General features: G+C 73.4%; 13 protein-coding genes and 1 tRNA gene. 7 read left to right on the forward strand and 7 right to left on the reverse strand.

Annotated elements, in window-relative coordinates:
- Positions 1-94 precede the first annotated feature (94 nt).
- From ACFYE1_RS10430 to ACFYE1_RS10445, 4 genes are all read right to left on the reverse strand, one after another.
- On the reverse strand, positions 95-1117 hold the full coding sequence (locus ACFYE1_RS10430; RefSeq protein ID WP_387742504.1) for an NUDIX hydrolase: 1023 nt from the start codon (positions 1115-1117) through the stop codon (positions 95-97).
- A 92-nt stretch (positions 1118-1209) separates the two neighbouring features.
- Positions 1210-3495, reverse strand: coding sequence for an RNA degradosome polyphosphate kinase (locus ACFYE1_RS10435; RefSeq protein ID WP_387742506.1), 2286 nt, complete (start codon positions 3493-3495; stop codon positions 1210-1212).
- Between the two features lie 64 nt (positions 3496-3559).
- Complete coding sequence (mshD, locus tag ACFYE1_RS10440; RefSeq protein ID WP_387742508.1) at positions 3560-4492, reverse strand: mycothiol synthase; 933 nt, start codon at positions 4490-4492, stop codon at positions 3560-3562.
- 50 nt (positions 4493-4542) lie between these two features.
- A complete protein-coding gene (locus ACFYE1_RS10445) occupies positions 4543-5226 on the reverse strand; it encodes a response regulator transcription factor (protein ID WP_387742510.1) in 684 nt (227 codons plus the stop codon).
- A 241-nt stretch (positions 5227-5467) separates the two neighbouring features.
- Between ACFYE1_RS10445 and ACFYE1_RS10450 the strand changes: the two genes are divergently transcribed.
- From ACFYE1_RS10450 to ygfZ, 3 genes are all read left to right on the forward strand, one after another.
- The gene (locus tag ACFYE1_RS10450) at positions 5468-6073 is read left to right on the forward strand and encodes a hypothetical protein (RefSeq protein WP_387742512.1); all 606 of its coding nucleotides are present in this window, start codon (positions 5468-5470) and stop codon (positions 6071-6073) included.
- Between the two features lie 116 nt (positions 6074-6189).
- Positions 6190-6789 (forward strand): FABP family protein, encoded by a 600-nt coding sequence (locus ACFYE1_RS10455; protein ID WP_387742514.1) that lies wholly within the window; start codon positions 6190-6192, stop codon positions 6787-6789.
- Positions 6790-6794: 5 nt separating this feature from the next.
- Positions 6795-7892, forward strand: coding sequence for a CAF17-like 4Fe-4S cluster assembly/insertion protein YgfZ (gene ygfZ / locus ACFYE1_RS10460; protein ID WP_387742516.1), 1098 nt, complete (start codon positions 6795-6797; stop codon positions 7890-7892).
- A gap of 102 nt (positions 7893-7994) precedes the next feature.
- On the opposite strand, the gene ACFYE1_RS10465 is transcribed toward ygfZ, so the two are convergent.
- Positions 7995-9026, reverse strand: a complete 1032-nt coding sequence (locus ACFYE1_RS10465; protein WP_387742518.1) for a 6-phosphofructokinase — start codon at positions 9024-9026, stop codon at positions 7995-7997.
- Between the two features lie 186 nt (positions 9027-9212).
- On the opposite strand from ACFYE1_RS10465, the gene ppk2 reads away from it, so the two are divergent.
- Positions 9213-10124 (forward strand): polyphosphate kinase 2, encoded by a 912-nt coding sequence (gene ppk2 / locus ACFYE1_RS10470; protein ID WP_387742520.1) that lies wholly within the window; start codon positions 9213-9215, stop codon positions 10122-10124.
- A gap of 82 nt (positions 10125-10206) precedes the next feature.
- Here the strand turns inward: ppk2 and ACFYE1_RS10475 are convergent, their stop codons facing one another.
- Positions 10207-10554: a hypothetical protein gene (locus tag ACFYE1_RS10475; protein ID WP_387742522.1), complete on the reverse strand. Its 348-nt coding sequence runs from the start codon at positions 10552-10554 to the stop codon at positions 10207-10209.
- Complete coding sequence (locus ACFYE1_RS10480; protein ID WP_387742524.1) at positions 10551-11756, reverse strand: pyridoxal phosphate-dependent aminotransferase; 1206 nt, start codon at positions 11754-11756, stop codon at positions 10551-10553. The genes ACFYE1_RS10475 and ACFYE1_RS10480 overlap by 4 nt, the downstream gene beginning before the upstream one ends.
- Before the next feature lie 284 nt (positions 11757-12040).
- Between ACFYE1_RS10480 and ACFYE1_RS10485 the strand changes: the two genes are divergently transcribed.
- The 3 genes from ACFYE1_RS10485 (at position 12041) to nusG (ending at position 13460) form a co-directional block, all read left to right on the forward strand.
- Positions 12041-12113 (forward strand) — tRNA-Trp (locus ACFYE1_RS10485).
- Between the two features lie 111 nt (positions 12114-12224).
- The gene (secE, locus tag ACFYE1_RS10490; RefSeq protein ID WP_387742526.1) at positions 12225-12497 is read left to right on the forward strand and encodes a preprotein translocase subunit SecE; all 273 of its coding nucleotides are present in this window, start codon (positions 12225-12227) and stop codon (positions 12495-12497) included.
- An 84-nt stretch (positions 12498-12581) separates the two neighbouring features.
- A complete protein-coding gene (nusG, locus tag ACFYE1_RS10495) occupies positions 12582-13460 on the forward strand; it encodes a transcription termination/antitermination protein NusG (protein ID WP_387742528.1) in 879 nt (292 codons plus the stop codon).
- Positions 13461-13551 lie beyond the last annotated feature (91 nt).

Consider the following 13551-nt stretch of genomic DNA (forward strand, 5'->3'; position numbering starts at 1 on the left):
AGGATCGTGGCTGGGAGGATCGTGGCTGGTGGCCCGTGCCGGCTCGTCCGTGCCGGGGCGGTCCGTGGCGGGTCGTCCGGCGCGGGGGCGGAGGTCAGTCGTCGAAGGGTTTCACAAGCTCCACGGAGACGACCCGCCGGCGGTGCCGGCGGGAGACCTGCAGGACGATCATCTCGCCGGGGGACAGGTACGGGTCCTTGGTCGGGAGCAGGGCGGCGAGCTCAGGGCCGGCGTGCCGGGCGATGACCTTGAGGACGGTGGGCAGCACCGGACGGTGCGTGCACAGCGCCACGGGCGTGTCCTTGTCGAACATGGTCTCGACCACGGCGGCCGCCTTCTTGGGGTGGCGCTTGTGCGAGGCCTCCGTGAGCTGCGGGCGTTCCCGCACGGGCACGCCCGCCTTCCGCGCGTACGGCACCACGGTGGACAGGCAGCGCAGCCAGGGGGAGGTGAGCACCCGCTCGGGGGACCACGACCGGAGCAGGCGGGTCACGGCGAGGGCCTGGCGCTTGCCCGTCGCGGCCAGCGGCCGGTCGCCCTCGGCCCGGGACCAGGCCGAGCGCGGCTTCGCCTTGGCGTGGCGCACGACGATCGCCGGGCGGGTGGCGAGGTCCCCGTGCTCGTGCAGGTCCACGAGGGCCGTCAGCGGCTCCCGGTCGGAGGGGTTGGTCAGCATCCGGTGCGCCTCGTCGGGCTCGACCCAGCGGACGGCGTCCACCTCCCGGCCGTCGGGCTCGGGCCGTGCGCCGGGACCGAACTCCGCGGCCCAGTAGTGCACGTCCTTGATGCCGTCCTTGACGTCGTAGCGGATCATGGGCAGGGGCACCCCCAGGCGCGGGAGCAGTCCGATCTCCTCGCTCACCTCCCGGTGAGCCGTCTCGGGCAGCGTCTCGCCGTCGTCCTGCTTGCCCTTGGGGAAGGACCAGTCGTCGTAGCGCGGGCGGTGGATGAGCAGGACCTCGAGGCCGCTGCCCGTCCGGCGCCAGCACAGGCACCCGGCCGCGAGCACGTCGGCGGGCCGCCTGCTCCCGGCGCTCTTCGTGCCGATCTTCGCCCCCGCCCGGCCGGCGCTGTGGTCCGTGCTCTGCTCGGCGGTCTTCTCTGCGGTCCTGGGCATGGCCCCTCTTTCGTCCCCTGTCCGTGGTGCACGGGCGTGCCGGGGCCCGCGGTCCGGACCGTCGGGTGGCACCCCCACGATGCTACCGCCGACTAGATCGCGGGCCGGCCGAGGGCCCGGTTGCGCAACAGGTGGTCCTGGATGTCCACGAGCGGTTGCCCCTCGGCGTCCCGGTGGTGGCGGGTCCACGCGCCCTCGGCGTCCAGGTGCCAGCTGGCCGTGGCGTCGGAGACGTAGCGGGCCAGCAGCCGCACGAGCGCCTCCGCCTGGTGGGGGGCCGTGATCCGCACCAGGGTCTCCACCCGGCGGTCCAGGTTGCGGTGCATCATGTCCGCCGAGCCGATGTAGACCAGGGGCTCGCCGGCGTTGCAGAACGCGAAGACCCGGGAGTGCTCCAGGAACCGGCCCAGCACCGAGCGGACCCGGATGGTCTCGCTCAGTCCCGGCACCCCGGGGCGCAGGGCGCAGATCCCGCGGACCACCACGTCGACGGGCACCCCAGCCTGCGAGGCCCGGTAGAGGGCGTCGATCACGGCCTCGTCCACGATCGAGTTGCACTTGACCTGGATCCGGGCCGGGCGGCCCTCCCGGTGGTGGCGGATCTCGGCCTCGACGAGGTCGATGAGCCCGGAGCGCACGGAGCGGGGCGCCACGAGCAGGCGCTGGAAGGTGGTCTTCGGGGCGTAGCCGGAGAGCTGGTTGAACAGCCGGGAGACGTCCTCCCCGACCTCCGGATCGCACGTGAGCAGCCCCAGGTCCTCGTAGAAGCGCGCGGTGGAGGGGTGGTAGTTGCCGGTGCCGATGTGCACGTAGCGGCGCAGCCCGTGCTCCTCCTGGCGGACCACGAGGGAGAGCTTGCAGTGGGTCTTCAGCCCCACGATGCCGTAGACCACGTGCACCCCGGCCTGCTCGAGCTTGCGGGCCCAGGAGATGTTGGCCTGCTCGTCGAAGCGGGCCTTGATCTCCACGAGCGCCAGCACCTGCTTGCCGGCCTCGGCGGCGTCGATGAGCGCGTCCACGATGGGGGAGTCGCCCGAGGTCCGGTACAGGGTCTGCTTGATGGCCTGGACCCTGGGATCTGCGGCGGCCTGCTCCAGGAAGGCCTGGACGCTCGTGGCGAACGAGTCGTAGGGGTGGTGCAGCAGTACGTCCCGGGCCCGGGTCGCGGCGAAGACGTCCGCTGCCTTGGCGGTCTCCGCGGCGTTGAGGTAGCGGGAGGTGTGGGCCACGTGGCGGGAGTAGTGCAGCTCGGGGCGGTCGATGTCGGCGATGACCCCCAGCCCGCGCAGGTCCAGCGGCGCGGGCAGCCGGTAGATCTCGGACTCGTCGATGCCCAGCTCGGAGACGAGCAGCTCGAGCACCTCGGTGCTCATGCTGTCCGTGACCTCCAGGCGCACCGCAGGACCGAAGCGTCGGCGCAGCAGCTCCTTCTCGAGGGCCTGCAGGAGGTTCTCGGCGTCGTCCTCCTCGACCTCCAGGTCCTCGTTGCGGGTCACGCGGAACACCTGGTGCTCCTCGACCTCCATCCCGGGGAAGAGGTCGTCCAGGTGCTGGGCGATGACGTCCTCGAGCGGGATGAACCGGGCCTGGCCGTTCGGCAGGCGGGACGCCCGGGGCCCGTCCACGGGCAGCAGCCGGGGCAGCTGGTCCGGGACCTTCACGCGGGCGAACAGCCGCTTGCCCGACTGCGGGTTGCGGACCATCACGGCCAGGTTGAGGCTCAGCCCGGAGATGTAGGGGAACGGGTGGGCCGGGTCCACGGCCAGCGGCGTGAGGATGGGGAACACCTGCCGGTGGAAGTCCCGGGTGAGCCCGTCCCTGGTGGAGGCGTCGAGGTCCTGCCACCCGACCAGGTGGATGTTCTGCCGGGTCAGCTCGGGCCGCACCAGGTCGTGGAAGGCCCGCGCGTGCCGCTCCTGGAGCTCGTGGGCTCGCGCGGCGATGGTGGCCATCTGCTCCGCCGGGGAGTGCCCGGAGGCCGCCGGCCGGGCGATGCCCGTGGCGATGCGCCGCTTGAGTCCCGCCACCCGGACCATGAAGAACTCGTCCAGGTTGGAGGCCACGATGGACAGGAAGTGCACCCGCTCCAGGAGGAAGAGGTCCGGGTCCTCCGCGAGCTCCAGGACCCGGGAGTTGAACGCGACCCAGCTGGCCTCCCGGTCCAGGAAGCGCTCGGGCCCGTGCCGGCCCTCCAGCACCTGCCGGGCCGCGGGCACGGGGTCGTCGATCCGGTCCCGGTCCCCGTGGCTGCGGGCGGCGTCGGAGACCGGGAGCTCGTCGGTGCCGGCGAGAGGAACGGTGTCCGTCCCGGCGGGCGGGGCGTCGGGCGCGCCCGGGGCCGGCGCGGACGGCGGGGTGTCCTGCTGGTGGGTGGTCATCACGGTCCTGTCTCGTCGTGCCCGGTCCGGGCGGTCCGGGCGCGGGAGGAGCGGGGCGGGCGGGTCAGCCGGGGAGGCTCCCCGCGTACATCACGTCGAGGTGCCACGGCCGGAAGCCCAGCCCCTCGTACAGGCGCAGGGCGGCGGCGTTGTCCCCGTCCACGTAGAGCATGACCTCGGCCAGTCCCTGCCGGGCCAGGTGGTTGACGCCGGCGGCCGTCAGCGCCCGGCCCAGTCCCGTGCCCTGGTGCCCGGGCGCCACCCCCACGGCGTACACCTCGCCGAGGGGGCCGCGCTCGGCGTCGCCGGCGTGGATCTTGGTCCAGTGGAAGCCGGCCACGGTCCCCGGCTCGTCCTCCCGGACGGCGAGCAGGAAGCCGGCGGGGTCGAACCACGCCTCGGCCTCCCGCTGCCGGAGGTCGTCGAGGGTCATCCGGCCCTGCTCGGGGTGCTCGGCGAACGCGGCCGCGTTGACCTGCAGCCACTCCTGCTCGTCGCGGCCGGGCTCGAACGCCCGCAGGCGGAAGCCCGCGGGCATCGACTCGGGGAGGGGGAGGTCCCCCGCGCCGCGCAGCGGGCGCAGCAGCCGGTGCAGGTCCCGCACGGGGGCCAGCCCGTGCCGGGCGGCGAGCGCGGCGGCGGCCGGGTGCCCGCCGTGCGCCCAGGCCCGGACGGTGCCGGTGGTCCCGGCGGCCACGGCCCCGGCCAGCGCCGCGCCGATCCCGGCGCCGCGGTGGCCGGGGCCGACCACGAGCTCCACGAGGTGGGCGCCGTCGGGCTCGGGCACGCGCACCGCCGCGCCGAGGAGCTCTCCGCCGCGCGAGCGCGCCAGGACGGTGCGGAGCCGGCCGTCCTGCGCCGAGCGCAGGTGCACGAGGGTCTGGTCGGAGAACGGCGGGTCGCCGTCCGCGGCGGCGGCGCGGGAGGCGAGCTCCACGATCTCCGCGGCCGGCGGGACGTCCGGGCGGTCGAGGTCGTACGGCACGGGCTGGGACATGGGGACCTCCTGCGGGGCGGTGTGGGGTGCGCGGACCGGGGTGCCGGTGCTCAGCTCTCCCGGGGCCGCGACGTGGCGAAGCTGTAGCCCACGTTACGCACCGTGGTGATCAGGTGCTCGTGGTCGGCGCCCAGCTTGGCGCGCAGCCGCCGCACGTGCACGTCCACGGTGCGGGTGCCGCCGTAGTAGTCGTAGCCCCAGACCTCGCTGAGCAGCTGGGCGCGGGTGAAGACCCGCCCCGAGTGCTGGGCCAGGTACTTCAGCAGCTCGAACTCCTTGTACGTCAGGTTCAGGGGCTGGCCGTTGACGTGCGCGGAATACGCGGCGTCGTCGATGACCACGGAGCCCGCACGGATGCGGGTGTCGTCCTCGGGGAGCTCGGCCGTGCGGGAGGAGGCGAGGCGCAGCCGCGCCTCGACCTCCGCGGGACCCGCCGTGTCGAGCACGACGTCGTCGACCATCCAGTTCGCGGCCACCGCCGCCATTCCGCCCTCGGTGAGGACCATGAGCAGCGGCGCCGCCAGCCCCTTGGCTGTGAGCAGCTGCGCGAGGTTGCGCGCGGTGATCAGATCGGTGCGCCCGTCCAGCAGGACCACGTCCGGGGACCGGCCGTCGACGCTCCCGGACACGGTCCGGGTGGGGGCGACCGACACCTTGTGGTTGAGCAGGTCGAGGGCCGGGAGCACCGATGCCGAGGGTCCGTCCGAGTCGGTCAGCATCAGGATATGGAACACTCGTGCTTCTCCACTCTGGCGTGCGGGCTGAGCTGTCAGTATAGGTCCGGGCGGGCGACCGGCTCCGCGACCCCGCCGGCCCGGAGCGTCCCGCGGCCGGTGACCGCCCCGCCGTTCCCCCCGCTCCCGGCGCTCCACCCCGTCCGGGTGCTCCACCCGCGCCCCGCGGCGAGCCGCTATCGTTGCTCGTGTCCGCCCGGGCGCAGGTCCCGACCCTCGACAGTGCAGGAACCCGATCGCCATGAGATACGCCATGATCGCCGCGTGCAGCGTGGTCGGCCTCGTGGCGGCCCTGGTGGCGGTCGCGGTCGCCGGGCCCGCGCCGCTGCTGCTGGCGCTGGGGATGTCCGTGGTCATCGGCTTCGGCTGGCCGGCGGCCACCGGCATCTCGGCGAGGCACCGCCACAACGTGATCATGACCGCCGCCGGCGTCGTCGCGGCCCTGCTCGTGCAGTTCCTGCCCGGCCAGCAGCTCGTGTGGCTGCCCGCCGTCGTCGGGGTGGCCCTGATGACCGTGTTCACGGCGGAGCTGGTGCGCGGCGAGAGCGCCGAGAACCGGCTCGAGTCGGCGATCGCTTCGACGGCGGGCGTGCTCGCGGCGGTCAGCTCCTCCGGCTGGATCGCCCTGGCCGGCGACTACCGGGCCACCGGTCAGGACCCTGCCCTGCTCGTGGTGGTCGGGGCCGTCCTGGCCGCGCTGGTGGCCCTCGTGGGCGGCCGCGTCATCGCGGCGGCCCCGAAGAGCTCGCCCAAGCGGGGCGTCGTGGCCCTCGGTGTGACCCCCGTGGCGTTCCTCGGGGTGGGGGCCGTCTTCACTGCCCGGCTGGTGAGCACCGTGGTAGTTTAGGGCCATGCTTGCACTCGAAATCTTCTACCTCGCCCTGCTCGGCATCTCCGGCCTGTTCATCGCCGGGATCTCCCTGAAGGTGGTCCTCGGGCTGTTCAAGGGACAGAACTAGTCCCGTGCCGATCGAGATCCCCTCGGATCTGATGCCCGAACTCGTCCCGTTCGCCTGGTTGCTGGGCACCTGGGAGGGCGACGGCTTCATGGGCTACGGAGAGGTCGAGCAGCGGCCGTTCCGGCAGCGCGTGACCTTCGAGCAGAACGGACTGCCGTTCCTCGAGTACCGGGCGCAGACCACGCTCCTCGACGAGGAGGGGCAACCGATGCGCCCGGCCACCGTGGAACAGGGCTTCTGGCAGCTCGACCGCACCCTCGAGGACGGTGACGTGGGCCCCGGGATGCTCCCGCCCGACCTCGTGCCCGTGCTCCAGGGCGCGGAGGACGTGGAGCGGGTGCGCAACGCGGACGGCGGCTTCGACGTCCTCATGACCCTGACCCACCCGGGCGGCGTCGCCGAGCTCTACGCCGGGCAGATCAAGGGCCCCCGGATCGACCTCGCCACCGACGCCGTGATCCGCGCCCGCGGGGCCAAGGAGTACAGCTCCTCGACGCGCATGTACGGCCTGGTCCACGGCGACCTGTTCTGGGCCTGGGACATGGCCGCCCTCGGCGAACCGCTGACCACCCACGCCTCCGCGCAGCTGCGGAAGATCGGCTGAGTTCCGTGACCGAGCACCGTTCCCCCCTGCTCCACCGACCCGGAGCGGTCGAGGCCGAGGGCCTGGACCGCGGGGTCGCCGCCCACTACGGCGACCCGCTGCGGGAGCAGCGCTCCCTCGTGCGGACGCCCGGCACCGTGGTGGACCTCTCCCACAAGGGTGTCGTCACCGTGACCGGGCCCGACCGGCTCAGCTGGCTCAGCACGCTCTCCTCGCAGGTGCTCACCGGCCTCGAGCCCGGGCGCAGCACCGAGACCCTCTTCCTGTCCGTGCAGGGACGGATCGAGCACGCACCCCACGTGGTGGACGACGGCGCCACCACCTGGCTGCTCACCGAGGCCGACGAGGCCGCGCCCCTGGTGGCGTGGCTGGAGGCCATGCGCTTCGCGCTGCGCGTCGAGATCGAGGATCGCACCGGGCAGTGGGCCGTGCTCGGTGCCACGGGCACCGTGCCCGGTCTGCCCGCCACGGTCGTGTGGCGGGACCCCTGGCCCCAGGTCGCCCCCGGTGGATGGAGCTACGCCGTGCTCGACGGCCCCCATCCCGGTGAGGAGCGCACCTGGTGGGAGCACCTCGTGCCCCGCGACGAGCTCGACGCGCTGACCCTCGACCTCCCGCTCGCCGGTGCCTGGGCCGCCGAGGCGCTGCGGATCGCCGCATGGCGCCCGCGCTGGGGCGCCGAGACGGACGAGCGGACGATCCCGCACGAGCTCGACCTCCTGCGCACCGCCGTGCACCTGGCCAAGGGCTGCTACAAGGGCCAGGAGACCGTCGCGCGGGTGCACAACCTCGGGCACCCGCCGCGCCGGCTCGTGCTGCTCGACCTCGACGGCTCGGAGCACACGCTGCCGGCCACGGGTGCCGACGTGGTGGCGGGGGAGCGCACGGTGGGGCGCGTCACCTCCGTGCAGCTGCACCACGAGCAGGGCCCCATCGCCCTGGCCGTGCTCAAGCGCACCGCCGATCCCGCCGCCCAGCTCGTCGTCACCGACGGCGGGCAGCGGTGGGCCGCGGCGCAGCAGGTCGTCGTCCCGCCGGACGCCGGCCAGGTGGTCGGCCGGCAGACGGGCTTCCTCCGCGGCGCCCGGGACGCGCGCCCGTAGTCCACGACCCCCGAACCCGCAGCACAGCACCCGAGCCCGCAGCGCACGACCCGAGCCCGGGCGCGCGGGTCGTGGACCGCGCGCGGGGGGTCGTCGTCCGCCTCAGCGGCCGAAGAGCACGCGGGCCTCGTTCCAGCGGTGCTGGGGGACGGTCTTGAGCCCCTCGAGGGCCTCGGCGAAGTCGACGCGGACCATGTCGGTGCCGCGCAGGGCAACCATCCGCCCCCACTGCCTCTCGTGCACGAGGTCGACCACGGCCATCCCGAACCGGGTGGCCAGCACCCGGTCGAAGCCGGTGGGGGCCCCGCCGCGCTGGATGTGCCCCAGCGTGGTGTTGCGGGTCTCGATCCCGGTCATCGCCTCGATCTGCTCGGTGACGTACTCCCCGACCCCGCCCAGCCGCGGCCGGCCGGAGGACTCGGTGCCCTTGCCGGCGAGCACGTCCTCCCGGTCCTCGGGGATGAACCCCTCGGCCACCACCACCAGCGGGGACCGGCCCCGGTCGTAGACCTCCCGCACCCAGGCGCAGACCTCGTCCATCGAGACCTTCTGCTCAGGGATCAGCACCGCGTGGGCGCCGGCGGACATCCCCGAGTGCAGGGCGATCCACCCGACGTGGCGGCCCATGACCTCGGCGACCATGCACCGGTGGTGGGACTCCCCGGTGGTGCGCAGCCGGTCCATGGCGTCGGTGGCGATGGACACGGCGGTGTCGAAGCCGAAGGTGTAGTCGGTGGCCTGCAGGTCGTTGTCGATGGTCTTGGGCACACCGACCACCGGCAGCCCGGCGTCGGACAGGCGCTTGGCCCCGGCCAGGGTGCCCTCCCCGCCGATGGCGACGATCGCGTCGATGTGGTGGCGCTCGAGCATCACGGCGATCTTCTCCGGTCCGCCGCCGGGGCCGTCGTAGGGGTTGGTGCGGGAGGTCCCCAGGATGGTCCCGCCCTCCCGGGCCAGGCCCCGCACCCGGGTGCGGGGCAGGTCCATGATGTCGCCCTCCACGACTCCGCGCCAGCCGTCGCGGAAACCCACGAACTCGTGGTCGTAGGTCTTGATCCCGTGCAGCACGGCGCCGCGGATCACCGCGTTGAGTCCGGGGCAGTCCCCGCCGCTGGTCAGCAGTCCGATCTTCATCCGTACAGTCTCCTCCGGGTGGGCGGGGCGTGCGTGGCGGCCGGACGTGCACCGGCACGCCCAGTCTAGTGAGTCCGGGCACCGGCGGCAGGGACGGCCCGGGAGTTCTGGCCCCGGCACCGGCGCCCGCCGCCCCGGGCCTAGACTGCCGGGGAGGGCCCCTCCGGGCCCGTGAGGAGGGTGGCGATGAACGCGGACAAGGAACCGGCCCGGGAGAACCTGCGGGAGTTCATCGACAAGCTGGTCGACCAGGGGTACACGGTGCGGGACGGGCAGTCCCCGGACCCGGACCTCGTCGATCCCGGGGGGTCGGCCGTGGAGACCTGGCGGGAGGACTACCCGTACGACGAGCGGCTGTCGCGGGAGGAGTACGAGCTCGAGAAGTACCAGCTGCAGATCGAGCTGCTGAAGTTCCAGTACTGGGGCCAGGACCACGACCTCCAGCACGTCATCGTGTTCGAGGGACGGGACGCGGCCGGCAAGGGCGGGACGATCAAACGGTTCACCGAGCACCTCAACCCGCGCGCGGCCCGGGTGGTGGCCCTGACGAAGCCCTCGGACCGCGAACGGGGCCAGTGGTACTTCCAGCGCTACATCCAGCACCTGCCCACCGCCGGGGAGATCGTGATGTTCGACCGCTCCTGGTACAACCGCGCCAACGTCGAGCGGGTCATGGGCTTCTGCACGGACCCGCAGTACGAGCAGTTCATGGCCCAGGCCCCGGTGTTCGAGAAGATGCTCGTGGACTCCGGCGTCCACCTCACGAAGTTCTGGTTCTCCGTCACCCAGCACGAGCAGCGCACCCGGTTCGCGATCCGCCAGATCGATCCCGTGCGCCGGTGGAAGCTCTCTCCCATGGACCTGGCCTCCCTGGACCGCTGGGAGGACTACACGGACGCAAAGGAGGAGATGTTCCTGCGCACCGACACCGACCACGCCCCGTGGATCACGGTAAAGTCCAACGACAAGAAGCGGGCCAGGCTCAACGCGATGCGCTTCTTCCTGGACCAGTTCGACTACGAGGACAAGGACCCGGACGTGGTCTATCCCCCCGATCCGCTGATCGTGCGCCGCGGCCTGGAGGCCGTCGGCGACTGAGGCTCGGCCCGGACGCACGACGACGACGGCGCCGCCCGCCCCCTGCCGGGGGCGGGCGGCGCCGGTGCGGGACGGTCGCGGGTCAGCGGCCGGAGCGGTCCACCAGGACGGTGCTGGCGGCGGCGTTGACGGCGGTCACGGCCAGGACCGAGGGCCAGGCGCCGATCCGCTTCGCCAGCGGGTGGGAGAGCCCGAAGCCCAGGACGTAGAGCCCGCCGAGCGCCGCGGTGGTCCCCGGCCCGCCGCGGTGCCACCACGTGTGGGCGGCCGCCGCCCCCGCGGCGGCCAGCACCGCCCCGCCCAGGGGCCGGACGCCGGTCGCCCGGGCCGTGGCGTACCCGCCGATCAGCCCGGCGGTCACGAGCGCCGCCGCGGGCACCGACCCCGCCGCGGCCGCGGCCGTGCCCAGCGCGTCCGTCGCGGCGCTCACGCGGCGCCGCCCAGGTACTCCTGGAGCCGGCGCAGGCCCTCGGCGAGGTCGTCGTCGCCGAGGGCGTAGGACAGGCGCAGGAAGCCGGAGGGGCCGAAGGCCTCGCCGGGCACCACGGCCACCTCCGCCTGCTCCAGGATCAGCTCGGCGAGCTCGGCGGAGGTCCGGGGCGTCGCGTCGCCGAAGCGCCGGCCGAGCAGGCCGCGCACGTCCGCGTAGGCGTAGAACGCGCCGGTCGGGGTGGGGCACTCCACGCCGTCGATGGCGTTGAGGGCCTCGACCATGGCACGGCGGCGGCGGTCGAAGGCCTCCCGCATCCGGTGGGCCTCGTCGAGCGGCCCGGACACGGCCGCGAGCGCGGCCCGCTGGGCCACGTTGTTGACGTTGGAGCTCAGGTGGGACTGCAGGTTCGTGGCCGCCTTGATCACGTCGGGGGCGCCGATCATCCAGCCCACCCGCCAGCCGGTCATCGCGTACGTCTTGGCCACGCCGTTGAGGACGACCACGTTCTCGCCCAGCTCCGGCACGGCGGCGGCGATCGACGTGAACGGCACGTCGTCGTAGGTGAGGTGCTGGTAGATCTCGTCGGTCAGCACGAAGATTCCCTTCTCCGCCGCCCAGCGACCCACGGCCGCGGTCTCCTCGGGCGAGTACACGGCGCCCGTGGGGTTGGACGGGGAGCAGAACAGCAGCGCCTTGGTGCGCTCGGTCCACGCCGCCTCGAGCAGCTCGGGGGTCACCTTGTAGCCGAGCTCCGGTCCGGCGAAGACCTCCACCGGGTTGCCCCCGGCGAGCTTGATGGCCTCGGGGTAGGTGGTCCAGTACGGGGCCGGCAGCAGGACGTCGTCGCCCTCGTCCACGACCGTCGCGAAGGCCTGGAACACGGCCTGCTTGCCGCCGTTGGTGATGAGCACCTGGGAGGGCTCCACCGCGTACCCGTCGTCCCGGGCGGTCTGCTCGGCCACGGCCTTGCGGAGCTCGGGCAGGCCCGCGGCCGGCGTGTACCGGAAGTTCGCCGGGTCCTGGAGGGCGGCCGCGGCGGCGTCCACGATGTACTGGGGGGTGGGGAAGTCGGGCTCCCCGGCGCCGAAGCCGATCACGGGCCGGCCGGCGGCCTTGAGCGCCTTCGCCTTGGCGTCCACGGCGAGCGTCGCGGACTCTGCGATGGCGCCGACGCGCCGGGAGATGCGGGACGTGGTCATGACCGGGGGCCTCCTGGATGGGGAACGGACGGTCTCCGCCGGGTGCGGGGACGGCGGAGCGGACGCCCCCATGCTACTCGGGGGTCCGGGCCGCGGGTTCGGCGCCCCGGCGTCCGCGCCCGGCCGGATTGCACCCCGCCGCCCGGGTCGCCTAGGATGGACGACTGGTGTCATCGGCGCCTGCTCGACCGCGCCGTCACGGCGGGGCCGGGTGGTAGAGTCGGTGACCGGGTCCGAGCGATCGAGACCGGCGTCCCCACGCCGGCCGAGGCCGCGAGGCACAGAGGGCAGTGGCGCAATTGGTAGCGCAGCGGTCTCCAAAACCGCAGGTTGCAGGTTCGAGTCCTGTCTGCCCTGCTCCAGTCCGGGGCGGTCCCCGGCTCCCCGCACCGGGGTGCCGGGAGCCGCCGCGGCGACGGCGGGCCGGCAGCACCGCGCGGCACGCACGAGTCCACACAGGGAGAGCCGATGTCGCAGACCACCGCCGGCCGCGCGTCGGGCCAGCCCCCGGAGCAGGGCGCAGAGAACCCCCGCGGCGTCTTCGGGCGCCTGTTCCTGTTCCTGCGCCAGGTCGTCGGGGAGCTCCGGAAGGTGGTCACCCCCACCCGGCGCGAACTGGTCAACTACGTCCTGGTCGTCCTCGTGTTCGTCGCGTTCATGATGGTGCTCATCTCGATCCTGGACCTCGCGTTCGGCCAGGCGGCCCTGTGGATCTTCGGGCAGGGGGACGCCGCCGGCTGATCCGGGCGGCGCACGGGCCGGCACGGCCGGCCACCGTGACCCAGCAGAGCACGACATCCACGAAAGAACTTTGAGGGAGATCCAGTGACCGAGCACGAGCTCGAAAACGGCACCGAGGCACCGGCCGAGGTCGACCAGCAGGCTCCGGAGCTGCCGGAGGCCGAGTCCTCCGTGCAGGAGGACGACTTCGCGGCCGCCCACGAGCCGGACGACGCCCCGGCGGACCCGGTCGCCGACGAGGCTCCCGCGGAGACGGCCATCGACGAGGCTCCCGCGGAGACGGCCGACGACGACGCTCCGGCCGAGCCGGCCGACGACGAGGCGGCCCCCGCGGCCGAGGACGAGCCTCCCGCCGTGGACCCCGTCGAGGAGTTCAAGTCGAAGCTGCGGCGCCAGGAGGGTGACTGGTACGTCATCCACACCTACGCCGGCTACGAAAACCGCGTGAAGACGAACCTCGAGACCCGCATCCAGTCCCTCAACATGGAGGACGACATCTTCCAGATCGAGGTGCCGATGGAGGAGGTCGTCGAGATCAAGAACGCGCAGCGCAAGATCGTGCGCCGGGTGCGGATCCCCGGCTACGTGCTGGTGCGCATGAACCTCACCGACGCCTCGTGGGGCGCGGTCCGCCACACCCCGGGCGTCACCGGCTTCGTCGGCCAGGACGCGTACAACCCCGTGCCGCTGCGCCTCGACGAGGTCTTCGAGATGCTCAACCCGGTCTTCGAGGCGCCGCAGGGCGCGGGCGGAGAGTCCGCCGCCCAGTCCAGCGCGCAGCCCCGGATCGACATCGACTTCGAGGTCGGCGAGTCCGTCATCGTCAAGGAGGGCCCGTTCGAGACCCTCCCCGCCACGATCTCCGAGATCAAGGTGGAGTCCCAGCAGCTGGTCGTCCTCGTGTCGATCTTCGAGCGCGAGACCCCCGTCACCCTCGGCTTCAACCAGGTCTCCAAGATCTGAGCCCCGCGGGCCGCTCCGGCCCGCCCCAGTTCCCGGCCCCGCGGTGCATGCTTCGCCGCCGGGCCGCCCGGCCGCCGCGCCACGGCGGCCA

The organism is Kocuria nitroreducens, assembly GCF_042879195.1.
Classification (GTDB): Bacteria; Actinomycetota; Actinomycetes; order Actinomycetales; family Micrococcaceae; genus Kocuria; species Kocuria nitroreducens.